Here is a 21,465-nt window from a genome sequence, read left to right on the forward strand (position 1 = left end):
TATTGTTATTTTATCATCATATGCAGGAATTGTGAACATATAAAAATAAAGGACATCATTTGATGTCCTTAGATTAATCCAAAAAGTCCACTAAAGATGGTTGAATAATCCTGGCCCCTACATTAAGCGAGGCTGTATATACATTTTCTGCATTGGTAAGGTCCATAATAACCTTCGCTATATCCGCATCCTCCGCTTTTGACAAAAGGTTAGTAAAGTTAGTCTGGTCGTCGGACAGCCTGTTTTTTGTAAGTTCCACCCTGTTCATTCTTGCTCCAATATCGGCCCTTATGGAGAGTATATTATTGATATAGTTGTCAATGTCCTCAATATATGAGGAAACTGCATTGGTATCGCCAGCATTTAACTTAGTTACTATGTCATCAATTAATTTAAAAATATTATCTGGTGTGGTCGTATCTCCAAATATCTGTTTGCCTGTTATATTAATGGGTATCCGATCATTGGCACCTACATTGAACTCTATTTTCCACGGGTCACCAGTAATTGTCCCATTATCCGAACCATTATAATCAACTCCGCCATTAGGGTTTGAGGAATTTAAGGTATATACCTCAGAGGTTGTATTCATACCCCCAAATATGAACCTGTCAGAGTATCTCGTGTTACCTATGTTGACAAGCTGTTCTTTTAATTGTACCAACTCGCTGGCTATGGCCTGTGTATCTGAGGGGCTGTTTGTACCGTTAGACCCCTGTACGGCAAGTTCCCTGATCCTGTTTAAAATATCGGTAATATTGCTAAGTGAGGTATCTGTAAGCTCAAGCCATGAATTGGCATCATCTACATTTTTTTGATACTGGTCAATGGAGGACACGTCTTTTTTTAGCTTCATGACTGTTACAGTACCTACAGGATCATCGGAGGGATACTGAATGAGTTTACCAGAGGCAAGAATGCGTTGAAACCTGTCCATTCTCTCAGTATTCTTATTTAAATTTATGAGGAAATTGTTTATCATCATGTTATTTGTTACACGCATTCAGCCTACCTCCCTACTATACCCATCTTATTGACTATGGTATCTATCATCTCATCTATAGCCGTTATCATCCTTGCGGCTGCATTGTATATGTGCTGGTATTTCACCATGTCGGCCATCTCTTCATCCAGTGATACACCTGATATGGACTGTCTGTTGTTGTCTATCTGCTGTATCAAGACACTTTGATTTTCAGACATCATCTCAGCCTGCTGGGTGTCCACACCAAGGTTTGAGACAAGAGAACGTGTGAAGTCTTCAAAACTGCCTTCACTAAATATGCTGGTATCTGACCTGAGGGCAATCATCTCCAATGCCTTAGAGTTATCCCCCGGCAGATCAGACACTGAGGCTGCAGCTATATTGTTAAGGTCATTTTTTATATCGTCAGAAATGTCTATATCCATAGCCCCATTACCTTTAAAAAAGAGGTAACCAGTCCCTGCACTACCTAAACCATATCCTGTCTCATGTATAGCATTTACCTCAGAAATAAACTTACTGGCAAATTCATTCCACTCGGTAATATAGTATTTCACACCTTTATATTCAGGGTCACCACTCCCATCCCTTGCATCTAACATACCCTTCAGCATTCCAGACTTTATATTCACTGCAGTACCTGTGTCCTTCCACACGGGATAGACCATGTTCATATCCGATGGGTCAGCCTGAGCCTCAATCTCATAATAGCTGGTGTGGTCCACAAGTGCCTGGCCACCTATATCCACCCTCATTCTGCCCTGGCTGTCCTCATAACTGGTAATATTTACAAGGTTTGAAAGCTTGTCCAGTAAAAGATTCCTTTCGTCCCTGAGGTCGTTGGCCTTATCGCCATTCAATTCAAACTTGTATATCTGGTCATTGAGCTCTGCTATTCTCTTCGCATAGGAATTTATCTCCTCTATACGTGTGGTTATATTCAGATTTATCTCATCCCTTTTATCAAGTAGCTTGGTATATGTTGTTCTTATAGTTTGGACTACAGCCACTCCCTTTTCTCTCACCACTGCCCTGGTAGACAGGCTTTCCGGATTTTTGGACAGTTCTTCCCACGCATCAAAAAACTCACCAATTACAGTAGCTATGCCAGAGTCCGACGGTTCATTAAATATGGCTTCAAGACTATCCAGCACCTGTGTCTTAGCATCCCATTCACCATAAAGTGAGTTCTCAATTCTGTACTGAACATCTAAAAAAATATCCCTTATTTGATTTATACCTGTCACATCAACACCTGCACCTATCCTCCCTTGTCCATACATGTCATTCATTCCCAGGGACGTAGGTGGTGCCTTGGCAGAGAGTTCCACCCTCTGACGGGTATATCCCGGTGTATCTGCATTGGCCACATTATGGGATATCACATCAAGGGCTTTCTGCGCCGCGAATAGACCTGATTTAGCTATCTCAAAGCCATAAAAAATTGATGACATTATGAGCACCTCACTGCTTAGATTTTCTCATCGAACAATGCTGAAGACTTTTTATTTGTCCCTTTACTGCCATATGTTACGCTGTCCGAGGAAATAGCATCTCCGATCAGGTTTATGGAAAATTCTATATATTCTAAGGCCTGCTCAATAAGTGCCTGATTGTGTTCATTTACCTCAGCAACATCCTGGAGAAGTTTTTTAAACCTTTCCTGAAATTCTTTGAACTTTATTTTATCTTCCTCATTGCTATTCTCAATAAGATTATTGAAGTCCTCTATGTTGTTGCCTTTTGTATTTGCCTTAAGCCATCTTTCTCTTGCATCCTCCAGTTTAGATATTGTGGCAATACATGCCTGTTCAGCGTTTACTATCCCATCCAATTCATTTACCATTCCTTTTATCAGTACATCCTTCTTTTTATGTCCAAGTTCGTTCAGGTCATTATATACCTCATACTCTTGCTCCAGGATATCTAATAATTCATTTAGATTCACAGGGCCCCACCCCTTTTTACCCTGATGGAAAGCATAATGTTATCCACCATTTTCTTTGCAACTTCTTCTGAAGAAACGTTGTATGTGCCTTCCTTTATACTGGTTTTTACTTTATCAATCTTCGGGTCAGGCTGTAACTTAACATTTTTGGCCTTTTCAATAGCTTTATAAAAATCACCTATTTCTAATTTATCCTTTGGATCGTTTAAAGGTCTATCCCGTCCCTGCTTTACAGCATTGTATGTATTCAGTACCTCTCTAATGTTTACTCCATCAACCTTCATCACTTACACCCCACCCTTGATATTTCATAAATATTATATCGACAGATTTATTTTTTTCTTGAGTCCTTATTTATCCTGTCAGAAATATGAAATTTACCTTGTTCTGATCTGCTGCTTTCTTCCAGGGATATACCTTCAAACTGGCTCCTTATCTTCTTAAGGCATTCGTCGCAGAATCTTCCAGACCTTATCGGTTTGCCGCACCTCTCACATGACAGTAATATACTGGTATTTTCCTGTGAAATCTCAAGCTTACCCTGTTTTAAAAAATCCCATATCTTATCAGGCTCAACCCCTGTTGCCTCAGACACCTCCATGATTGAGGCGCCCGGATACTTGTACAAAAAGTCTTTCACCTTTTTGTAGTCTTCTTCATCTTCCCGTATACAGTCAGAGCAAAGGTCAATTCCATTGTAGACAAACAGCTTACCGCACCTCTTACAATTTTTTAATTTCATACAGACACCCCTTTATCTGCCGGTGGCAAGTGTAGCGGTATACACCTTTTTCACACCGTTATCTAATAGAACCCTTGCACATTCATCCAGCGTTGATCCTGTAGTTAATATATCGTCAATTAGCAAAATTATTTTAGAGTGAACAATAATTCTATTTTTAACGGAAAAGGCCCCACATACATTTTCTTTCCGTCGCTCCTTTTTAAGCATTGTCTGGCTCTCAGTATACATATCCCTTATCAGGACATCGTCAAGTACTTTTATTCCTAATGTTTTCCCAATATATTTGGCTAAAAGATAGGACTGGTTGTAACCCCTTTCCTCTTCTTTTTCATGGTGCAACGGTACCGGTATGATGTAGTCCACTGGAAAATCCATTTCCTTTATCTTTATACTCATCTGCTCTGCAAATGGCCTGGCCAGATACCTATGGCCATGATATTTAAATTTATGGACTATACTGGAAAATTCTCTGGTGTATTTAAATACACTTATGTTTCTATAGAAATAGTGCCCTGTCTCTGCGCACTCTTCACACATGTCGAACCCATCAGGTAATTCACATCCACATATAAAGCAGGTATTGCCGTTGATAAAGGGAAGTTTATCATAACACTCCTCACAAAAATAGCCATCCTCCAGTGGTCTCCCACACATGGCACAGTGATGCGGAAAAACTAAAGAACCGATGTTTTTTACAACATAGCTTAAATAAGATAGTCCTGCAGTATTTTGAGTCTCCATTTTAACCCTGAATACCTCTCTTCAATTCTATTATTTTTTATCATCATACCCATTCGCTGCTCATCACCCACCAGTACCACCCGTTTTTTAGCCCTGGTGATTGCAGTATATAAAAGATTTCTTGTCATAATCATTGGCACGCCGTAGCTTATCGCCATCACCACTGTATCAAATTCAGAGCCCTGACTTTTATGCACGGTAATGGCATAAGCCAGAGTCAATTCCTCCAGGTCGGATATCTCATATACGGTCTTTTTCCCATCAAAATCCACAACAAGCGTGCTGTCATCCCTGTCTATCTTCTCTATAAACCCTATATCGCCATTATATACACCCATACCGGATTCGTCACAGCTTTCCCATCGTTTATTATAGTCATTTCTTATTTGCATCACCTTATCCCCTTCTCTAAATATCCTATCCTTGAGCTTTATTTCTTCTTTGTCAGGAGAATAGGGGTTGAGAAGTTCCTGAAGTACTGCATTGAGGTTATACGTGCCCAGTATACCCTTCTTCATTGGTAAAAGCACCTGTATATCCAACGGATTCAAGTTATAGGCCTCAGGCAGCCTGTTTATAACCAGATCTTTTATGATGTTCAATATGTTACTCTGGTTCTTTTCCCTTATGAAAAAGAAGTCATTGGACGAATTATCCAATAAGGGGTATAGACCCTGGTTTATCCTGTGGGCATTTACAATAATGTTACTCATGCTCGCCTGTCTAAATATCTGGTTCAGTCTTACCACATTAAACATACCACTGTCTATTATATCCCTGAGGACATTTCCTGCGCCCACAGAGGGTAGCTGGTCTACATCTCCTACAATTATGAGTCTTGTCCCGGGACTGATGGCTTTCAGGAGATTGTTCATCAATATTATATCAATCATTGATGCCTCGTCAATAATTATGGCATCGCACCCCAGTTTTTCCTCTTCATTCTTTTTAAATTCAATCCCATTGTATTCTAACAGCCTGTGAATGGTCTTTGCTTCCATACCTGTAGTTTCACTCATCCTTTTTGCTGCCCTGCCGGTTGGCGCTGCAAGATATGTTCTTATTTTATTCTTCCTGAACATGGATATTATTCCTTTTAATGTAGTCGTCTTGCCTGTGCCGGGTCCACCGGTTATTATCAATATCCCCTTCTCCAGTGCCGCTCTAATGGCCCTTTTTTGTTCCTCGGCAAATGTTATCCCCATATCCCTTTGAATTTCATCAAGGTCTTTATCAATCAGGGTATTTAGTTCTTTAAACTCAACTGACGACAGCTCAAAGAGCCTCTTTACCACATTGTTCTCCGCTGTATAAAAAGGTTTTAAGTATATAACCCTCTCACCATCTATTGTATCGATCGCAATGTTATTGTTGACTGCCAGCGAAGTGATTGCTTCTTTTATCCTACCCTCTCCTGTGTTTAGAAGTTTCATGGCTGCTTCGAGGAGTACCTCTTCAGGCAGGTATGTATCTCCATTATTTGCTGCCTTTTGAAGGCAGTAGTATGTTCCAGCCTCAATCCTTTCTGCAGATTCAGCAGTAAACCCCATGTTCTGTGCTATCCTGTCGGCTGTCATAAAACCTATGCCATATACCCTGTATGTCATATCATAGGGGTTGCTCTTTACCATATTTACAGTCTCCGCACCATATGTTTTAAATATCCTCATGGCCTGGCCGGGTGTAACCCCAAGTCCCTGGAGAAAAATCATTATCTCCCTCATACCCTTTTGAGATTCATACGAGTCTATAATCATACGCAGTTTTGTCTCACCTATACCCTCTATCTCCAAAAGCCTTTCGGGGTCGTTGTCCAGTATATTCAAAGTCTCCTCGCCAAAAAGCTCGACAATCCTGTGTGCCGTAACCTCCCCAATGCCCTTTATCATGCCTGATGCAAGGTATTTTTCAATGGCATCCAATGTGGATGGTCTTTCTATCTCACACCATTCAATATCAAATTGTTCCCCGTATACCGGGTGTATCCTCCACCTCCCCCTGAGCCTGACATTATCTCCTACAGAAATATAAGATAGGGCGCCAGTACATGTCACCAGTACCTCACCGGCATCTATGTCAAATACAGTAAAACCGCTTTCTTCGCTCTTATACCTTATATCCTCCACAATGCCTTTCAATTCTTCCATTTGATTCACCATCCTGACCATAGTATACATAAAAAATATATTTATAGCAATAAAAAGCCTGCATCAGAAATTTTTATTTATATCATTACCAATTCTGTATTTCAGGCTTTTTGACTTCGTATATTGATTGACCAGCATTATTTTTTATTGGAAAAAGCCGGTCATCACCCCTGCCAGGATAAGAACAGTGAATCAGCCAGCAGACCGTAAAGACCTAACCATCTTCGCATATACAACCCTATGAATTTCAACAACCTGTTCTTTAACTACATAGAACACCAAATAATTTTTTAGAAGTCTTTACTTGCCAAAGGCAGGTATTTAATTTCATACATTATCAGATTCCGCCTTATCAGCAAGCCTTGTCCTTAAATCATTAAATACTTCTTCATGTGAAAAGCGTTTATCAGTGGACTTTGCTTGAAGCTCTGCTTCCTTAAGCTTAAAGTAGATTTCACTTTCAAACAGTTTGCGTTCATATGCTTCCATGCTCATTACTACCATATCACCATAACCATTCTTGGTCAAAAATACTGGTTCTTCAGTTTCATGGACAATCCTCGATATTTCAGCAAAATTATTCCTTAAATCTGAAACAGGTCTAATATGTGACATACAATCATCACTCCTTTATTAATTTAGCATAATTTTGTCATAATTATGCTAAATTATCAATAAGGTTATAAAAGTTATTTTTCGTCATTAAGCCGCTCAATAGATTTTATATCAAATGGATTGGTCAGAATCATAATATAAAACCAATCCCCTGAACCCTTTAAAATCAAGGGTTAGGGGATTTTTATCAATTATTCCCACTCAATTGTTAAAGTTTTATTCGTCGTTATTTCTATTGTTTTCTGCTATTTCTATTATTCATATTATCAAAATTATTGGCATTTTTATAGTTTTAAAAATTTCTTGCTGCCATTTTGCTACCACGATTTATGTCTGGTTACGGTTTAAATTATGAATTCCCTCTGGTACCATTGGTGGAGGTCCTCTGTGGTGTTTAGCTTGGCCGCCAGCGCCTGGCCGCCTTCGACCAGCTTATAATACTTGCGCTTGAACTCTTCGATTGTTAATACCTTGAACTGCCATTCCCCCGGCATGTATCCTTCAGATATGAAAGTAAATCCCTTCTCGGTCTCCTCTTTAAGCTTTCCTGGGATCTCATGGCCTCTATTGGTATCAAAATAACGGAGGTTGCCTTTGTGCATGTGTACGTCCAGAGCTATGCCGGTGAAACTTTCCTCATCCGGAAGCTTGTACATATAAACGGCTTGTCTGTCCATGATCTTTGTTCCTCCTCTTATCTGAAAATAAGCACTTTGCACCGTACTGGCACTGTGCTATTACTGTGCTTTTCCGGTGCATCTCTGGTGCTCTTTTAGTGCTCTGTATTCTGCTATTATACTACATCAGACATCTGATTAAAATACCTATTGAAACTCTGGCGCTGGTATTTTACTACACCTTCTGTAAAGCTGCGGATTCCTGTATTTACTAAAGTTATTTACCTGAATGTAATTGCTTCCATTCGTACTGTATCGCACGATAAAGCGTCTATCGTGCAGGCTCTGCAGCATTTCATCAACCTGGCCGGCGCTCACGTCGTCAAATCCCATTATAACCTTCTTAATCTTCCTGGGATTGTCCTCCATGCGTCCCTTATCATCTACCATGATCCAGAGGCCTGCAAATAATAATCTGGTTAATGGCGGGAGCTCTCCCATGGCATCGTTGTCAAAAATGAGGTTCTTTATATTGCTCATTTGCTCCATCTGCCTTTGAAAAACTGGTGTTATACATGCTTTACTCATACCGTTAACCTCCTTCTCAAATTTTAAGCCGTTATTTTGATGGTATCGGCGTCTCCAGTAATTAGTCTTATCAGCTGTGCGCCCGCTCTGATTCCATCGATATAGCCCTGGTCATATACAGAAGTTGTAAGGTTGTTGAGTTTGTCTTCTGCCGCTATTTTGCCTACTTTCTCAGCCAGTAATGACAAGATTTCCTCTTTGGCTACCTCGATATCCTCCTGAAGATCAGCTGTAGATATGGCATTGGTATTCTCCTCGGTCTGCAAAAAACATGCTAATTGATAAATGTTCTTTTTCATCCTTCATTCCTCCTCGTTTATTATTCGTTCCGGAGCGGGCACCATGTCGGGCTGGTCCGTGCATACCTTCCTGGTATATGTTTGCCTACCTTCATGCAATCGTGCCGGCTCCCTCGCTTCCCTTCCGGGGTTATTTTGCAGTACTCACACTTCTTGCAGTGTGGGATTGGTTTCTCCTCCGGCCGTATCAGTTCTGCAGGGAACTCCTGTACTAAATCCCCGCCCCAGACTTTCTCCAGCTCTTTGCTGCTATTCATAAAGACCGGGATTTCGGCGGTTCTGGCTGTAGTGACGATTGTCTCTATCCATTCCCGCTTTGGCTTTACTTTGTCCCGCCTATTTCCGGTCTCGGCTCCGATGATGATCCAGTCCATGAAGTCTATGTCGCTTATGTCTATCTCCTCCAGGAGCGGCTCTATATTGATGAATTGGTTATGCTGCTTCCTGGGGAGGAATACTATCTGATCAAGGTCAGCGCTCCTGGTGACGGTCGTCCCGTACCAGAAATTCCTGGAGCGGGGGAGTAGCCCTATGGAGCTCATTTGTTCGTATCTTTGCGGGTACCTTGTCATGAAAAGGTAATTGTGCCATGGTGCTGCTTCACAGGCCCTGAATACTTCCCCTATCCAGGTATCCGGGATCCAAGGTCCGAACAGATCCCCCAAGCTGCAAACGAAAATGTTCGCTGGTTTCTTCTTTTGTGCCGGCATTGGCAGGCGGTACCTGTGCATTATAGGTTCAAATCCCACCGGGTCCGGTATAACCTTGCCTACCTGGTTTTTAAATGGGTTATCCAGGATATAAAGTCCGTTTTCATCCTTCCGGAGCTGGCTGGATCCTTTGTTGATCCTCACGTCTCCGGAGAAGCGCTTTGCTTGTTTCGCTGCGTAGCAGTATGGGCAGCCATGCCGGCAGCCGGTGACCGGGTTCCAGGTGAAGTTACGCCACTCGATCTGTGATATGTTCATCATCTGTTTATTCCTCCCTTCCTGGTATTAGTCGGTGATAGGTAAAAGGTAATAGGTAATAGGTAATAGGTTAAAGGTAATAGGCCCGGCTTGTACTGTGCTTTTCTCATACTTGTATGAGACTAATCTGGTGCTTTTTGGAGGTCCTTGATTTTGTTTGGTTTTCAATAGGCGTCGGTATTCTGTCCTTATGTTGCTGCTTTGCGATAGCTGCAGCTTCTTTTCTTATTGTCTCAGCTTCCTCCGGTGTCCTGGCTGTGATCAGGATGGTGATTACTCCAGGCTTTAGTTCTCGTGCTACATGGATCGGCGTTTCGTCCTCGTCAATCGTGATTATGTACCTTACCTTTGGCTGCTTTGTGATAGCTGATTGAAAGCTTACTACTTTAGTCATGTCTTTTACCCCCTATATCAATTTATGTGGTTGGGTCGTCCTCTTAAGGTATGTTTGCCTGCTCCTGGTTGATTATCCACCCGCGCCGCGTGGAGGCGGCAGGCTCTGCGGGCATGGCACCTGGCGGTGCCATTTGTGGTTGGGTTGTCTGTTGATCCGGTTTTCTTTTTCCTGCTGGCTTCCGGTACTGACTTTAAGTTAGTTATAAATTGAACTATGGGAGCGGATCTGGTACTGTGTCGCCTTAAATGCTGCTGTATCAAAGCGGCTGCTTTTTACAGCCTTCCAACGGATCTTGAAAACATCAACAACCATTTCATCAACTCCTCTGGCGCTCATCTCAGCTTTAATCGCATCCTGAATACTATTTATCTCCGCCTGAAGCTCTTCCGCCATTGCCTGAAGTTCTTTAAGTTCTCTAACTTTGCTTACTAATTCGATTGTACTCATGTGATCACTCCCTTTAATTATTTCTGTTTATAATATAAACGATATTGTTTATAGTGTCAATGACTAATTTAACGATTCTCAATAAAATAGAAATATTATCGTTGATTTATTAAATAAATTCGTTTATAATGAGAATATTGAAAGGAGTGGTTGTATGTCAGTGTCTGAACAGCTGAAAATTCTATGTGTAAAGCTTGGAATAAGTGTCTCCGAACTTGGAAGGATATCCGGGAAAAGTCCACAAGCTTTCAGCCAGAAGATGAAGCGGGAAAGTTTCACTGTAGACGAATTAAAGAAAATTGCCGAAGCAGCCGGATGTAAATACGAGGGCTCTTTTATACTGCCATCTGGCGAGAAGGTAACATACTAAAAAAAAGGAGGTTGCCAAAATGTCCAATAATGAGATATACAAGTGCATAGCCTGTGGCAAACACTTCTCCGTGACTATATCAAATGCAGGATATCCCGGCGGGAAAGAACGAGAAAGCATAAATTGTCCCTGGTGTGGTGCTGAAAACGGCAGCGAGGTAACAAGCGGCATTATTACCACCCAGAAAGTAATTTCGGAGGACGGTGATAATCAATGACTTTATATGAAAAAATCGACCGCTACAAACTGGCCATTGATGAAAAGCGTCCTTTTGAAGGTCATTTGCTTCATGAAATTAAAAACTACTACCGGATAGGCCTTACATGGTCCAGCAACGCTCTTGAAGGGAACACTCTCACTTTAAGTGAAACGAAGATCCTTCTGGAAGACGGACTGACTGTTGGAGGGAAGCCTCTTCGGGATACATTCGAAGCTCTGGGGCATGCAAAGGCTTATGACTTCATGTTTACATTGCTTAATAGTTACCAAATAACCGAAGAAGACGCCCTTACAATGCACCGGATGTTCTATACAGGTATCGATGTCGAGGCAGCGGGGAAATACCGCGATCGCCCGGTCTTTATAACCGGATCAAAATATGAAGTATGCCCAGTAGAACGGATAGAAGAGGAAATGAAAAAGCTGTTCCAGTGGGCATGCTCCGCGCGTAACAAATACCATCCGATCCAATTTGCCGCCCAGCTGCATAAGCGGTTTGTATTTATTCATCCTTTCATAGATGGAAATGGGAGAGTTGCTCGGTTGCTAATGAATACGGCGCTTATTCAAGACGGTTATATGCTGGCCATAATTCCGCCAGTCTTGCGACATGAGTATATTAGCTTACTGGAGCGGGCTCATGAAGATGATCAACCTTTTATGGACTTTATTGCCGAACGCGTTCTTGAGTCTGAAAAGGAAATCATGAGGTTATTGAATATTCCTTTTCCTCATCTGTCCTAAAATAAGAGCGGTATCCGTCCATTAAGATTCCGCTCAAAATATACCCTGTGGTAATACTTAAGCCATTCCGCGTTTATATGAAAAAGAGAGCCTCTACCGGGATAAAGTCCTGGAGGCTCTCTTTGTGTTTCTGGTGTAGCTTTGATGTCATTGTCCTATTGTATGACATGGAAGAGCTATGGCCGCTAATATTCACTTGGGAAGAGGATTGTTGTCGCAGATCTATCCCATTCGGTAATAATCCAGATCTTTCCCTTGCTGGTCTCATATGCGGCCAGTATCCGCTCGCCTGTCCTGGCTGCCATATCATTCAGATCTTTATCCTCTTGACAAAGGTCTCCCCAGTCATATTTCCGGTACCGGTTAAAGGCTGCTATGACTTCTTGAGCAAATGCCGGGTTTTCCTTCATTTCATCAGCTACACCTTTTATTGCGAGTATCGTTCCATATTCCATGGGGTTTCTCCGCTTGCTTTAGTTTGTATTCATGTTAATACGATCAGCTCACCTGGTTAAGGCATACCAGGTGGGTAAATTCAGGACCAGCTCCAAATACGTTGGCGTATTTAATAACGTTCAGCGGATGAGGAGGTGGTTATCCTGATCATTGCTATTAATTACACCGTGGAATACGACGAGGCCCGCAAGGTTTATAAGATCCGGAATAAAGATGCTCCATTTTGCCCGGACTGCGGCCAGCTGCTCTCCGGATATGATACAAGAGCTCGCCATGTCGTTGATAGTTCGGGCCAGATCTGCTGGTACCGACTGCGCCGGTTAAAGTGTCTATGTTGCGATAAACTGCATCTTGAGCTTCCGGATTTTATGGCTCCTAAAAAGCATTATGAAGCCAGGCTTATAGAAGATGTTATGGCTGGCCGATCGGATTCTTGCCCGGCTGATGATTCGACAATCCGAAGATGGAAAAAAGGAAAATACCCACCCAGTTTGCCTTAATAACCCGGAGCTTCTGTAGTATTTTTGTAGACAAGCCAGTTGAAAGGAGTGATAAACCATTGGAAACAGAATTTTTAAAAAAATAGTTGTCTCATTCGGTATAGCTTTAGCTTTGTTTGTAGCCGCAGCAATCGGTTACAATTTTAACGATGCGAGCTTGTCCTTACCTGGAGACTCTGTGAAGACATTCTCCGATGTAGATGTATCATCGAATAACAGTGGCGCCCCTGGTATGATCACAATCCCAGGTTACAAGCATATCACTATGAAAGCAGGCCAGAAGGTTCAGAAGGTAGAGCTCGGTAATCCAAAACAAAATAACTGTTATATGTCAATTGCTATTAAGCTCCCAGATGGGACGCAGCTTTATGAGTCAGGTTTGCTTGAACCCGGACAGGTCCTTACCTCTATTGAAATCTCCCGAGAGCTAAAATCCGGGATTTATGAAGGGGCAATCCTGAGCTATTCATGCTATGACATGGAGGAAATAAAAGAGCTAAATGGTGCTGTAACTATTTTTGATTTGGAGGTTATGCCATGAATAAAAGAGTTTTGCCTGTATTAATAGCCATCATCCTGGTGTGCAGTGTTATGCCAATAGAAGCACTTGCAAGCCAGACATCTGGAAGTATGACCGTTTCCTATACCTATACTTTCACACCTGATTATACAATAAATATCCCCGCTTCAATCTCTATCAATGATAGCGAAGTTATTACATTCACGGCTGAAAAAATGGATATTGGATCTGATAAGGAAGTCCATATTAAAATCGACGGTGAAGCTACATATGAAAACGGCGGAAATTTTTATCTTTATAAAGATAAAGGGACAGAAAACGAGTCAAAAATACCTTGCTCTATTTTGCGCTCAAATCCATCTGGAAGTATTGGATGGACTAAAATTAACGGCTTGAGCAACGAGGATGTAGCTTGGTTTAGAGATGGTGATACAAATGTGAGAGGTTACGGAGCTCTTAAATTTATACCAAATGTCCCCAGCGGCTCTCCCTATGGAACATATACAGGAACGGTCTATTTTAAGATTGAGCTCATTGATAAAAGCTAATTAATTCATAAAAGCATGTTAGTAGTAGAACCCTGGAAAAACCAGGGTTTTTGTTTTCTTGCTTACTCTATAAAATATATTTTAGGCGCGTATTTCCCCTTTATTTTGAATTTTAACTCCAACATGGGTATTTCTTACCTACTTTAAATTCGCTCCGTACAAGTCAAATCTGGCCGTTTCTCGCCTGCATTTTTGATATGGACATGTCCGTCCAAACAAGTAAAGCAAAAGAGCGGATTTTATTCCGCCCTTTTGCTTTTTAAGGCTAAGCCTAATACGGCTCTTTGAAGATTTGACTAATACGAGGCATTGCTTTCTCGATGATAGGATCCTCAAATGGTCTTGGAGCCATTCTATCGGTTCCCTCTTCGAGATATGGAGCATACTTTACTTCAGTAGTAATTGCCGGTTTTATTGTTACGGTCTTGCCTATTCGCTCGGATGCAGATTGCGGTCTCCAACTTAAGCGCAGGTTTCCACTGCGATTTGCAGGCGGTTCACCTGGTGCTGAAGCTCTGTATAATTGCCCACCTCGCAATTTATGGCCATAATCTTTAAGCAAGCTCTTTGTTTGCTTTGTCATCCTGCTGCCATATGTGCCAGGCTTCTTATAAACCTTACCGGAACGCTCTCCTCGAAGGACAGTTAAAGCTGAATTCCGGAGCTCGTTGGCTGCACGAAACGCTCTTGATTTGGCTTGATAAGTTATTTCCTCCACAATCTCATTAACAGCGCCCTCTAAATCAATCTTCAAGCTTCAGCCACTCCTTTCACCGGCATATTTGCAAAAATGCGGGCCAGTCTTTCTGCCAGCTCGTCTCCGATGTCGTCAGTCATTTCGCGGATATAAGCCTTCAGTATGGCCACCACTTTGTTTTCATCGGTGTTGTCTCCGCCGCCTTCAATCGTGAATTTAGGCTCTGCTTTGACTTCCACCTTGATGGTGATATTCTGGTCGGCTCTTCCGGTTGCAGAGGCTACCGGGATCTCGTCGGGTTCATCGCCTACTATTCCGCCGTCTTCATAGGCTCTTACTCCGAGAAGTTCACCGGTCCGCTGCCATAAGTCGAGGCCTCTTTGTCTCTTGCTTGGGCTTAACGGGATAATTCCTTCAGCTCCATCCTCGGCCACTATGCCCATGTGCGGTTTTGTTATAATGCCGCCGTATGCATGCTCAAGGATACTGCCTTTGCCTTTGCTGGTTGTCAGGCCGGTTTCTTTCGATCCTTTTTGGCCCAGGCCTCCGAGCCAGTCTTTGAAGCTCTGCCACTTGTCGCCGATCCACTCGCCGATGCCGCCGAGCTTATCGCCTACCCATTCCCATGCCTTGGTTGCTCCGTTTTTGATGGGTTCCCATACGTTATTTGAGAACCAGTCGGATACTCCGGACCAGGCTTCGCTTATGGCGTTCTTTGCAGCTGTGAACTGATCTCCCAGCCATGCCCCTGCTGTCTGCGCTGCGCTTTTCACCGGCTGCCATACCGTTTCATCAAACCATGTGCTTACGGTTCCCCATGTCTCGCTTACCCAGTTCTTGGCCTCGCTCCATCTTTCGCCTATCCACTGGCCTGCCGCCTGGGCTCCTGTTTTGACCGGGGTCCATATACTCTCTTCAAACCATGTTGAAAAGTCGGACCAGCGCTCGCCTATCCATGTTCTTGCCTCGTTCCAGCGGTCGCTTACCCATTGGCCTGCTGTCTGTGCTGCATTGCTTACCGGGGTCCATATGGATTCATCAAACCATGATGAAAAATCAGACCATCTGTCTCCGATCCATGTCCTGGCCTCATCCCATCTTTGGCCGACCCATTCACCTGCAGCTTGCGCTGCGTCTTTTACTGGGGTCCACACGCTCTCATCAAACCATGCGGAGAAATCGCTCCATTTCTCGCCTACCCAGTCTCTGACTTCACTCCATGCGCCGGCTGCTATGTTTATGGCCGATATTCCGACGTCTTTTACCGGAGTCCATACCGAAGTGTCAAACCAGTTACTGAAGTCGCTCCATTTGTTGCTGATCCAGTCTCCGGCCGCATTCCACTTCTCGGCTACCCAGGATCCAGCGTTTGAAGCTCCGGTCTTGATGGAGTCCCATGTGTTACTTGCCCACTGCTTGGTATTCTCCCAGAACTTTGTTAATGCGCCGTCTTTGTCTGTGGCATCTGATAGGGCCTTACCAGCTTTATCTCCGCTGAAAAGTGCGGCCACTCCACCGATTCCAGCTCCTATAAGCGCTCCTGGTGCCGCTCCCACACCTCCAAATAAAGCGCCGATGCCTGCGCCTATGGCTGCACCTGTTCCGACCATACCTGCTTTGGTTCCTGCGGTTACATATTCATCTTTAGCAGCTTTGCTATTGCCGGCCTTACTTGCTTTTATTCCCTGGTAAACATCAATACCAGCTGATCCAAGTCCAAGAATGCCGCCGATTATTCCAGCAATCGATGCACCTCCGACCGCTGCAGCTCCGCCTATAGTTGCAGCTCCACTACCAAGCGCATAGCCTGTATTTGCAAGTCCTGCTGTTACTGCACTTCCAGTGGTCCCCATTACTACGCTTGCTCCTTTGCCTGCCGGTGCATATACCGTGTATGCTTTTCCTGCAGCGGCAGCGGCTCCTGGTAACGCCAATGTAGGAGTTCCTCCTGGCAATTGCGGGGTTCCACCTCCGCCGGGTAACCTTGGCATGTTTGGTACTGGATTAGGATATACATTTGGCAAATTCCCATTATTAATCGTTGGTCCATTTACATAAACTACGGATGCCGTTACTGTCATGGTGTTGGTTATGAAATGGTCCGGAAACGGTGAAGATGTCGTTGTAGGCATTCCATCTTTGCTGCCTTTACCAAAGAGGTTAATTAATCCTTTGCCGCCTTTACCTAATAGCTTGAAAATTCCGAGTTTTTGAAACGCCAGTGCTATTGCTCCGGCCGACAGCCAGGATGTGCTTGTTGGTTCCTCTCCTCCTGGGAGCAGCGTTCCCGCGTCCTTGAATACGCCCTTTATGGCGTTCAGGATTGCCTCGCCTACCTTCTTGCCATCAAATCCTCGTGTGAAACCTTCAGCGAATGAAGCTCCTATGCTGGTCCCATCCTCTACGGCGCCTTTGGCGTCAATTCCGAGTATGGCCAGCAATCCTGCAGAGAGTGCAGTTCCTATTCCTTCGCCGATTTTTTCGGCTTTGTCTGCAAGCCAGGCCTTACCGGTTGAATTCCACCATTCATAGAACGGCTGCGCTATGATCTTGTCCCAGGCTATCTTCAGCTTTTCTCCGAAGGTTTTCGCGTCTTTCCACTCCTGGGAGTTAACCATGCGCTGTATGCTGTTTCTTAAGTCGTCCACTCTGGCCATTACCCATTTGGAGATGTTTGCTCCGGCTTTCTTCCAGGCCTCTCCCCATTCAGCTATGATGTCCTGGTTCTCGTCTATCCAGGTTGTGAGCTTTTCAAGTCCTGGCTTTACGCCTTCCCACAGACCTTGTCCCCAGGGCCTCAAAAGTGAGTTTTGGAGAGTGTCTTTAAGGGTTGATAACATACCCTTTGCGGTCCTGGATTGGTTGGCCATCATTCCACCGAAGCGCTTTTCCATGCCTCGTAACAATGCATCGATAACTTTTGCCGCTTCTATGCTCTCTTTACCGATGTTCGCTATCTGCTCTCCGGTGAGGCCGAGCTCTTCCTGCAGGATCTGGTTAGCCGGTACGCCGAGTTCCTGGAGCTGTAAAAGCTCCTCTGCTTGTGCTCGCCCTTTGGCCCGCATCTGGCCGAGGGCTCTTGTGATTCTGTCTATTCCTTCAGAACCTGCTCCCAAGCCGCTGGCCGTGTCGCCTATGGTCTTCAGCATATCCAGCACCTTGTCGGCCTCAAATCCGAAGGCCATTAAGAGTTTGCTGCTGTTGATCAGTTCCGGAAATTCGAACGGTGTTTTATTCGCAAACTCTGACGCTTCCTTCAGGAACTGCTGGGCCTTCTCGGCGCTTTTTAGCATGGTTTCAAACGCTATCTGTGTCTGCTCAAAATCCGCGGCTATATCCATCGGCTTGTAAATGCCGGCAAATGCACCGGTCGCGCCGAGTATGGCACCTTGTATGGAGGTTGCGAAGTTCCATAGGCTTCTTAACGGTGCCGTGGCCAGGTCGATTACTTTCATCGTAAAGCTGAACGTCTTACCCGCTATGCTGCGCGCTTTTGATGAAACTTTACCGACAATGCTTGATGCTCTATCCAGCGCATCAAGAACGATCTGGTATTTCGTTTTATTCATCTGCTCCAGCCGCTCCTGGGTCCTTTGACTTGCTTTATCAAAGGCATTCAGCTTATTTTTAGCCTGGGACACTCCGGGATCTGTGTTATCCTTGATGTTTATCGGTATCTCAATTCTATAAACCTCTGCCATTCTATTATCCTCCTTTCTGCAGTTTTTTAATTGATTGATTTTTAGGAGGGAGGAGCTCTTACACAGTAAAGGAAACAGCTGGCTAATGCACTTATAATGCCTTTTTCCCTTAGCTTTCCGCTTTTCACGTTATCCCATCCCTCCTTTCTGCTTATAGCTTCCCGGACTATTCCTCCGAATTGATTTCTGGCCTGCTTTCAGTCAAGCAATAGTCCAAAATATCGCATATCTGCTTTAATGCAGCGGTTATATATTCTTCGTTCATTGGACTGCCTATCTGAATGCTATTAATGAGCTTTATGGTTTCTTTCAGCTTGTCCATGGCCGTCTCATGTGGTGCCTTTTCAGCTGCCTTTCTTGCTGCAGCTATCCTTTCCTCTTGCTGCCGCTGTAGCTCCTGGCGTTGTTTTTGCTTTTCGATGTACTTAGCTCTTTCCTCATTTCTAACTTCTTCAGTAGGGAAAAACATCATCTTCACCTCCTTCCAAACTCTTCAGTTAGCTTTTTTGTTATTGCCTCCTGGAGTTTAGCTTTTATAAAAGCCTGGCTTTCCTCTTCAGGGAGCAACTCAATCCCGCCGATACCATATAAAATTACCGTCAGGTCCTTTACGCCCCTGTCTATGTCCTTATATACGGTCCTTCGGTCAATGTTAAATAATTTCATCAATTGTTTATCTGTCAAAGGACTACTTGAAAAATAGTAATATAACAACACATTGTAAATTCTGGCCTTTTCTTCTCTTATGGCTAAGCTCTTATATCTCTGCATTGCCTCCACAAGGATTTCCCTCTCTTCGGGGCTTGATTTTTTATATTTAAATCGATTCAAAGCTCGCCTGACAGCTTTATAACGATTCTTTATAGCCAGTATTGAACAATCTTCAAGCTCAATGAATTCTTGGACATTAACCTCCATGATCCCCCTCCTTTTTCTTATATAGGCTCAAGCCCGCTATCCCCCAATAGAACTATTAATTTTTCCGGATCAAGGTAGCTTGGCTGTTTATTGTTCCAGTTATAGGCCTTTCGTAATTCTCTTATAGCCTTTGAGCGCCGTAATTGGTTAAAAGCAGCATCTCTCGCTGAAATAACTGATCCGCGTTCCCATCCTAACTCCTGGGCAAGTGTCTCTATTGTCTTTTCATAATAGAAAATGCCATATATCACACACTGTTCCCGGGGAGGAAGCCTTTCTATTTCTTGTCTGACTATTATTTGCATATCATTTAGCTCACAATAGCTGTATGTATCTGCAGTAGGATCCTCAATCGTATCTCCCAAAGTTAACGATTCATCATCTGACAATGGTGTCTCAAGTGAAATAGTTTCTACCTGTTTCTTTCTGAACCCTAACTCCTCAAGACAAACATTTTGCACGCAATATCCCAAATATGAGGTAAATTTTAAGCCTTTTTCAGGTGTAAAATATTTCACCGCTTCTAAAACAACAAAATAGCCGCACTGCAGCAAATCATATGGTTCCACTAAACTTTTTTTGCATAGGGGGAAATAGTGTTGTATTAGCTTGTATAGTAGAGGTCTTACCGCCAAATATAATTTATTCAGGCTTTCTATATCTCCCTGGGCGGCCATGGTTGCCAACTCCTCGTTTGTCACTTGAAAAATCCCCCTCTCCGTGATAGAATATTAAAAAACATGTTAATATTTGGCTAAACGGAGCGGGAGCTGTTCTAAATGCTCTCGTTTTTATTTTTGCTTGTTAGCAACCATAGTTTTATCTCTCCTTATCTTCGGTAGAAGTCGAAATCTTCGGCTCTCTTAAAACCTGCAAGGGCATCTCTCTTACCTTTAATTTCTGGCGGCTTAGCCGCTGGCTGCTGATTATTTCCGTCAAAATTCTTGCTATTGGTTCCATTCACCGAGTCTCTGCAGAAAGAAAGGAAGTCTTCTCCATCATCGTATTTCTTTTCAGCCGGCACATGTTGTTTGGTGACAACCGTTTGTATTTCATCATCCCATCTTCCCTGATTTAACCAGGTAGTTGGGTTTGGTATAAATCTGCCATTTTCCCTTTGCCATTGATCTGTTAATTTTGCTTTGCCGATGGCCGTTAAAATTTTGTTATGAAGCTCTGCATCAGGCTTAATCTTAGTCCAGGCCGCCCATGCTGCTTTCTTGCCTACCTTCTTTGGATAAGCCGCCCAGAACTCGTCAAACCTTTTTTCAATCAGGGTCTTGGAGGGCTGTTCACAGGTTTCTTTTCCTGCTGCCGTTCCGGCCACTTTTACCCCTTCAACCGTTAGGCTCTCGCCTGATTGAATATCATTTGGTTCTGGGCTATAATCAGCGTCAGTCGAAGTAATTACTGTATTCTCTACTTTAGTGTTCTTTACTTTACTTTTCTTTACTTTACTTTGGGGATTAATGTTCACATTATCATTACTTGAATGGTGATTATTGTTGACAATAACTAAGTTTTTGTATGCATTAACTTCCTCATCATCTAAAAGCAAGTACGTTGAGTTAATTTGAACTCTTTGTCTTCTGTCTGCTGCCTTCAAATATCGCCTTTGTATACCGCGTGAAGTCAATACTTTATGCTTTTCATATATGGATTCATCAAAGATGCCCCATTTTAAGCAATCGTTTATGATTTCATTAATTACGTTAATGTCTACATTAACCCGCCTTGCAAATAGTAACTGTTCTTTCTCTGTCCATTCATAAAAGTAACTGTTTTTATAAATTTTCATGAACAGCCTGATCACTACTCCAAAGCCTACTAATCCGTATCTTGCTTCAATAAGGGCTATTTTGTCGTCCTGATCCATATCCACATCGAGAGGGAAGTAATCTAATCCTTCTTTTTGAGGTCGGGCCATACTTGCACCTCCAATCCTGGAGCTATTAATATGCTGTCCATTTCCCTACCTCCCGCTTGGCTGCTCTACAATAGTGAACAGCTCTTCAAATGGCAGGTTAAAGAAATCACATATTGCTTTAGCTGTTCTCGGGCTTGTCCCTTTTGCCTGTTCTACCCGAACAATAACAGAATGATTTACTCCAAGCTTTTTCGCCAGATCGGTTTTGCTCAATCCGCGCTTTACTCGCTCCGTCTTTAATAATTTTGTGTTCGCCACAATCATGACATTTAGACCTCCTTTACTTTAATAATGCCACATTTATAAGCACATATTATCACACTGCTTGTCTTTAGTCAACAGAATTTTGTTGACAAAAGTGTCATGTT

28 protein-coding genes are annotated in these 21,465 nt (G+C 43.1%); 6 read left to right on the top strand and 22 right to left on the bottom strand.

From position 1 onward, the window contains the following. Positions 1-73: 73 nt before the first annotated feature. From flgL to FWJ32_RS02190, 14 genes are all read right to left on the bottom strand, one after another. Positions 74-1,003 carry a flagellar hook-associated protein FlgL gene (gene flgL / locus FWJ32_RS02125; protein ID WP_149544339.1) on the bottom strand — a complete coding sequence of 310 codons (930 nt, stop codon included), beginning with the start codon at positions 1,001-1,003 and terminating at the stop codon, positions 74-76. Positions 1,004-1,008: 5 nt separating this feature from the next. Beyond that, entirely contained in the window at positions 1,009-2,439 is a 1,431-nt protein-coding gene (flgK, locus tag FWJ32_RS02130) for a flagellar hook-associated protein FlgK (protein ID WP_149544340.1), read from the bottom strand. Between the two features lie 17 nt (positions 2,440-2,456). Beyond that, the gene (locus tag FWJ32_RS02135) at positions 2,457-2,933 is read right to left on the bottom strand and encodes a flagellar protein FlgN (protein WP_149544341.1); all 477 of its coding nucleotides are present in this window, start codon (positions 2,931-2,933) and stop codon (positions 2,457-2,459) included. Next, positions 2,930-3,217 carry a flagellar biosynthesis anti-sigma factor FlgM gene (locus FWJ32_RS02140; RefSeq protein WP_238988765.1) on the bottom strand — a complete coding sequence of 96 codons (288 nt, stop codon included), beginning with the start codon at positions 3,215-3,217 and terminating at the stop codon, positions 2,930-2,932. The genes FWJ32_RS02135 and FWJ32_RS02140 overlap by 4 nt, the downstream gene beginning before the upstream one ends. Before the next feature lie 47 nt (positions 3,218-3,264). Beyond that, positions 3,265-3,675, bottom strand: a complete 411-nt coding sequence (locus FWJ32_RS02145) for a TIGR03826 family flagellar region protein (protein ID WP_149544343.1) — start codon at positions 3,673-3,675, stop codon at positions 3,265-3,267. Between the two features lie 12 nt (positions 3,676-3,687). Further along, complete coding sequence (locus tag FWJ32_RS02150) at positions 3,688-4,419, bottom strand: ComF family protein (protein ID WP_149544344.1); 732 nt, start codon at positions 4,417-4,419, stop codon at positions 3,688-3,690. Then, positions 4,383-6,566, bottom strand: coding sequence for an SF1B family DNA helicase RecD2 (recD2, locus tag FWJ32_RS02155; protein WP_149544345.1), 2,184 nt, complete (start codon positions 6,564-6,566; stop codon positions 4,383-4,385). The genes FWJ32_RS02150 and recD2 overlap by 37 nt, the downstream gene beginning before the upstream one ends. Positions 6,567-6,893: 327 nt before the next feature. Further along, positions 6,894-7,181, bottom strand: coding sequence for a type II toxin-antitoxin system Phd/YefM family antitoxin (locus tag FWJ32_RS02160; RefSeq protein ID WP_149544346.1), 288 nt, complete (start codon positions 7,179-7,181; stop codon positions 6,894-6,896). A 344-nt stretch (positions 7,182-7,525) separates the two neighbouring features. Further along, positions 7,526-7,858 carry a hypothetical protein gene (locus FWJ32_RS02165; protein ID WP_065820779.1) on the bottom strand — a complete coding sequence of 111 codons (333 nt, stop codon included), beginning with the start codon at positions 7,856-7,858 and terminating at the stop codon, positions 7,526-7,528. A gap of 147 nt (positions 7,859-8,005) precedes the next feature. Beyond that, the gene (locus FWJ32_RS02170) at positions 8,006-8,386 is read right to left on the bottom strand and encodes a hypothetical protein (protein WP_149544347.1); all 381 of its coding nucleotides are present in this window, start codon (positions 8,384-8,386) and stop codon (positions 8,006-8,008) included. A 23-nt stretch (positions 8,387-8,409) separates the two neighbouring features. After that, positions 8,410-8,685, bottom strand: coding sequence for a hypothetical protein (locus FWJ32_RS02175; RefSeq protein ID WP_059032505.1), 276 nt, complete (start codon positions 8,683-8,685; stop codon positions 8,410-8,412). A gap of 20 nt (positions 8,686-8,705) precedes the next feature. After that, a complete protein-coding gene (locus FWJ32_RS02180; RefSeq protein ID WP_203227547.1) occupies positions 8,706-9,656 on the bottom strand; it encodes a DUF5131 family protein in 951 nt (316 codons plus the stop codon). Between the two features lie 103 nt (positions 9,657-9,759). Continuing rightward, complete coding sequence (locus FWJ32_RS02185; RefSeq protein ID WP_065820782.1) at positions 9,760-10,047, bottom strand: hypothetical protein; 288 nt, start codon at positions 10,045-10,047, stop codon at positions 9,760-9,762. Between the two features lie 198 nt (positions 10,048-10,245). Beyond that, entirely contained in the window at positions 10,246-10,497 is a 252-nt protein-coding gene (locus tag FWJ32_RS02190) for a hypothetical protein (RefSeq protein WP_149544348.1), read from the bottom strand. A 154-nt stretch (positions 10,498-10,651) separates the two neighbouring features. On the opposite strand from FWJ32_RS02190, the gene FWJ32_RS02195 reads away from it, so the two are divergent. The 3 genes from FWJ32_RS02195 to FWJ32_RS02205 are packed head-to-tail and all read left to right on the top strand — an operon-like array spanning position 10,652 to position 11,830. Then, complete coding sequence (locus FWJ32_RS02195) at positions 10,652-10,867, top strand: helix-turn-helix domain-containing protein (protein ID WP_029688724.1); 216 nt, start codon at positions 10,652-10,654, stop codon at positions 10,865-10,867. A gap of 19 nt (positions 10,868-10,886) precedes the next feature. Next, positions 10,887-11,084, top strand: coding sequence for a hypothetical protein (locus FWJ32_RS02200; RefSeq protein ID WP_149544349.1), 198 nt, complete (start codon positions 10,887-10,889; stop codon positions 11,082-11,084). Further along, a complete protein-coding gene (locus tag FWJ32_RS02205; protein WP_149544350.1) occupies positions 11,081-11,830 on the top strand; it encodes a Fic family protein in 750 nt (249 codons plus the stop codon). The genes FWJ32_RS02200 and FWJ32_RS02205 overlap by 4 nt, the downstream gene beginning before the upstream one ends. A gap of 185 nt (positions 11,831-12,015) precedes the next feature. Here the strand turns inward: FWJ32_RS02205 and FWJ32_RS02210 are convergent, their stop codons facing one another. Next, complete coding sequence (locus FWJ32_RS02210; protein WP_059032508.1) at positions 12,016-12,285, bottom strand: hypothetical protein; 270 nt, start codon at positions 12,283-12,285, stop codon at positions 12,016-12,018. Between the two features lie 168 nt (positions 12,286-12,453). Here FWJ32_RS02210 and FWJ32_RS13795 point away from each other — a divergent pair, with 168 nt between their 5' ends. From FWJ32_RS13795 to FWJ32_RS02220, 3 genes are all read left to right on the top strand, one after another. After that, positions 12,454-12,786, top strand: coding sequence for a DUF6431 domain-containing protein (locus tag FWJ32_RS13795; protein WP_059032509.1), 333 nt, complete (start codon positions 12,454-12,456; stop codon positions 12,784-12,786). Between the two features lie 178 nt (positions 12,787-12,964). Then, on the top strand, positions 12,965-13,327 hold the full coding sequence (locus FWJ32_RS02215; protein ID WP_059032510.1) for a hypothetical protein: 363 nt from the start codon (positions 12,965-12,967) through the stop codon (positions 13,325-13,327). Further along, positions 13,324-13,854, top strand: a complete 531-nt coding sequence (locus FWJ32_RS02220; protein ID WP_149544352.1) for a hypothetical protein — start codon at positions 13,324-13,326, stop codon at positions 13,852-13,854. Before FWJ32_RS02215 ends, FWJ32_RS02220 begins: the two co-directional genes overlap by 4 nt. A gap of 271 nt (positions 13,855-14,125) precedes the next feature. On the opposite strand, the gene FWJ32_RS02225 is transcribed toward FWJ32_RS02220, so the two are convergent. From FWJ32_RS02225 to FWJ32_RS02255, 7 genes are all read right to left on the bottom strand, one after another. Further along, on the bottom strand, positions 14,126-14,608 hold the full coding sequence (locus FWJ32_RS02225; RefSeq protein WP_059032511.1) for a hypothetical protein: 483 nt from the start codon (positions 14,606-14,608) through the stop codon (positions 14,126-14,128). After that, positions 14,605-18,252 (bottom strand): tape measure protein, encoded by a 3,648-nt coding sequence (locus tag FWJ32_RS02230; RefSeq protein ID WP_149544353.1) that lies wholly within the window; start codon positions 18,250-18,252, stop codon positions 14,605-14,607. Before FWJ32_RS02230 ends, FWJ32_RS02225 begins: the two co-directional genes overlap by 4 nt. Positions 18,253-18,418: 166 nt before the next feature. Continuing rightward, positions 18,419-18,724 carry a hypothetical protein gene (locus FWJ32_RS02235; protein WP_149544354.1) on the bottom strand — a complete coding sequence of 102 codons (306 nt, stop codon included), beginning with the start codon at positions 18,722-18,724 and terminating at the stop codon, positions 18,419-18,421. A gap of 2 nt (positions 18,725-18,726) precedes the next feature. Beyond that, a complete protein-coding gene (locus tag FWJ32_RS02240; RefSeq protein WP_149544355.1) occupies positions 18,727-19,170 on the bottom strand; it encodes a hypothetical protein in 444 nt (147 codons plus the stop codon). Positions 19,171-19,187: 17 nt separating this feature from the next. Beyond that, complete coding sequence (locus tag FWJ32_RS02245) at positions 19,188-19,871, bottom strand: RNA polymerase sigma factor (protein WP_149544356.1); 684 nt, start codon at positions 19,869-19,871, stop codon at positions 19,188-19,190. Between the two features lie 128 nt (positions 19,872-19,999). Further along, entirely contained in the window at positions 20,000-21,097 is a 1,098-nt protein-coding gene (locus tag FWJ32_RS13410; protein WP_203227548.1) for a DUF4373 domain-containing protein, read from the bottom strand. Positions 21,098-21,142: 45 nt separating this feature from the next. Continuing rightward, the gene (locus FWJ32_RS02255; RefSeq protein ID WP_023062281.1) at positions 21,143-21,361 is read right to left on the bottom strand and encodes a helix-turn-helix transcriptional regulator; all 219 of its coding nucleotides are present in this window, start codon (positions 21,359-21,361) and stop codon (positions 21,143-21,145) included. Between the last annotated feature and the right edge of the window lie 104 nt (positions 21,362-21,465).

Origin of the sequence: Calorimonas adulescens (genome assembly GCF_008274215.1) — a bacterium.
GTDB lineage: Bacteria > Bacillota > Thermoanaerobacteria > Thermoanaerobacterales > UBA4877 > Calorimonas > Calorimonas adulescens.

What these genes read in the sequence shown, in the direction of transcription:
- flgL (WP_149544339.1), bottom strand. Translation starts at nt 1,003, where the DNA reads ATGCGTGTAACAAATAACATGATGATAAACAATTTCCTCATAAATTTA.
- FWJ32_RS02195 (WP_029688724.1), top strand. Translation starts at nt 10,652, where the DNA reads ATGTCAGTGTCTGAACAGCTGAAAATTCTATGTGTAAAGCTTGGAATA.
- FWJ32_RS02255 (WP_023062281.1), bottom strand. Translation starts at nt 21,361, where the DNA reads ATGATTGTGGCGAACACAAAATTATTAAAGACGGAGCGAGTAAAGCGC.
- FWJ32_RS02230 (WP_149544353.1), bottom strand. Translation starts at nt 18,252, where the DNA reads ATGGCAGAGGTTTATAGAATTGAGATACCGATAAACATCAAGGATAAC.
- FWJ32_RS02210 (WP_059032508.1), bottom strand. Translation starts at nt 12,285, where the DNA reads ATGGAATATGGAACGATACTCGCAATAAAAGGTGTAGCTGATGAAATG.
- FWJ32_RS02160 (WP_149544346.1), bottom strand. Translation starts at nt 7,181, where the DNA reads ATGTCACATATTAGACCTGTTTCAGATTTAAGGAATAATTTTGCTGAA.
- FWJ32_RS02185 (WP_065820782.1), bottom strand. Translation starts at nt 10,047, where the DNA reads ATGACTAAAGTAGTAAGCTTTCAATCAGCTATCACAAAGCAGCCAAAG.
- FWJ32_RS02165 (WP_065820779.1), bottom strand. Translation starts at nt 7,858, where the DNA reads ATGGACAGACAAGCCGTTTATATGTACAAGCTTCCGGATGAGGAAAGT.
- recD2 (WP_149544345.1), bottom strand. Translation starts at nt 6,566, where the DNA reads ATGGAAGAATTGAAAGGCATTGTGGAGGATATAAGGTATAAGAGCGAA.
- flgK (WP_149544340.1), bottom strand. Translation starts at nt 2,439, where the DNA reads ATGTCATCAATTTTTTATGGCTTTGAGATAGCTAAATCAGGTCTATTC.
- FWJ32_RS02145 (WP_149544343.1), bottom strand. Translation starts at nt 3,675, where the DNA reads ATGAAATTAAAAAATTGTAAGAGGTGCGGTAAGCTGTTTGTCTACAAT.
- FWJ32_RS02240 (WP_149544355.1), bottom strand. Translation starts at nt 19,170, where the DNA reads ATGGAGGTTAATGTCCAAGAATTCATTGAGCTTGAAGATTGTTCAATA.
- FWJ32_RS02220 (WP_149544352.1), top strand. Translation starts at nt 13,324, where the DNA reads ATGAATAAAAGAGTTTTGCCTGTATTAATAGCCATCATCCTGGTGTGC.
- FWJ32_RS02140 (WP_238988765.1), bottom strand. Translation starts at nt 3,217, where the DNA reads ATGAAGGTTGATGGAGTAAACATTAGAGAGGTACTGAATACATACAAT.
- FWJ32_RS02175 (WP_059032505.1), bottom strand. Translation starts at nt 8,685, where the DNA reads ATGAAAAAGAACATTTATCAATTAGCATGTTTTTTGCAGACCGAGGAG.
- FWJ32_RS02150 (WP_149544344.1), bottom strand. Translation starts at nt 4,419, where the DNA reads ATGGAGACTCAAAATACTGCAGGACTATCTTATTTAAGCTATGTTGTA.
- FWJ32_RS02180 (WP_203227547.1), bottom strand. Translation starts at nt 9,656, where the DNA reads ATGATGAACATATCACAGATCGAGTGGCGTAACTTCACCTGGAACCCG.
- FWJ32_RS02170 (WP_149544347.1), bottom strand. Translation starts at nt 8,386, where the DNA reads ATGAGTAAAGCATGTATAACACCAGTTTTTCAAAGGCAGATGGAGCAA.
- FWJ32_RS13410 (WP_203227548.1), bottom strand. Translation starts at nt 21,097, where the DNA reads ATGGCCCGACCTCAAAAAGAAGGATTAGATTACTTCCCTCTCGATGTG.
- FWJ32_RS02200 (WP_149544349.1), top strand. Translation starts at nt 10,887, where the DNA reads ATGTCCAATAATGAGATATACAAGTGCATAGCCTGTGGCAAACACTTC.
- FWJ32_RS02235 (WP_149544354.1), bottom strand. Translation starts at nt 18,724, where the DNA reads ATGATGTTTTTCCCTACTGAAGAAGTTAGAAATGAGGAAAGAGCTAAG.
- FWJ32_RS02205 (WP_149544350.1), top strand. Translation starts at nt 11,081, where the DNA reads ATGACTTTATATGAAAAAATCGACCGCTACAAACTGGCCATTGATGAA.
- FWJ32_RS02190 (WP_149544348.1), bottom strand. Translation starts at nt 10,497, where the DNA reads ATGAGTACAATCGAATTAGTAAGCAAAGTTAGAGAACTTAAAGAACTT.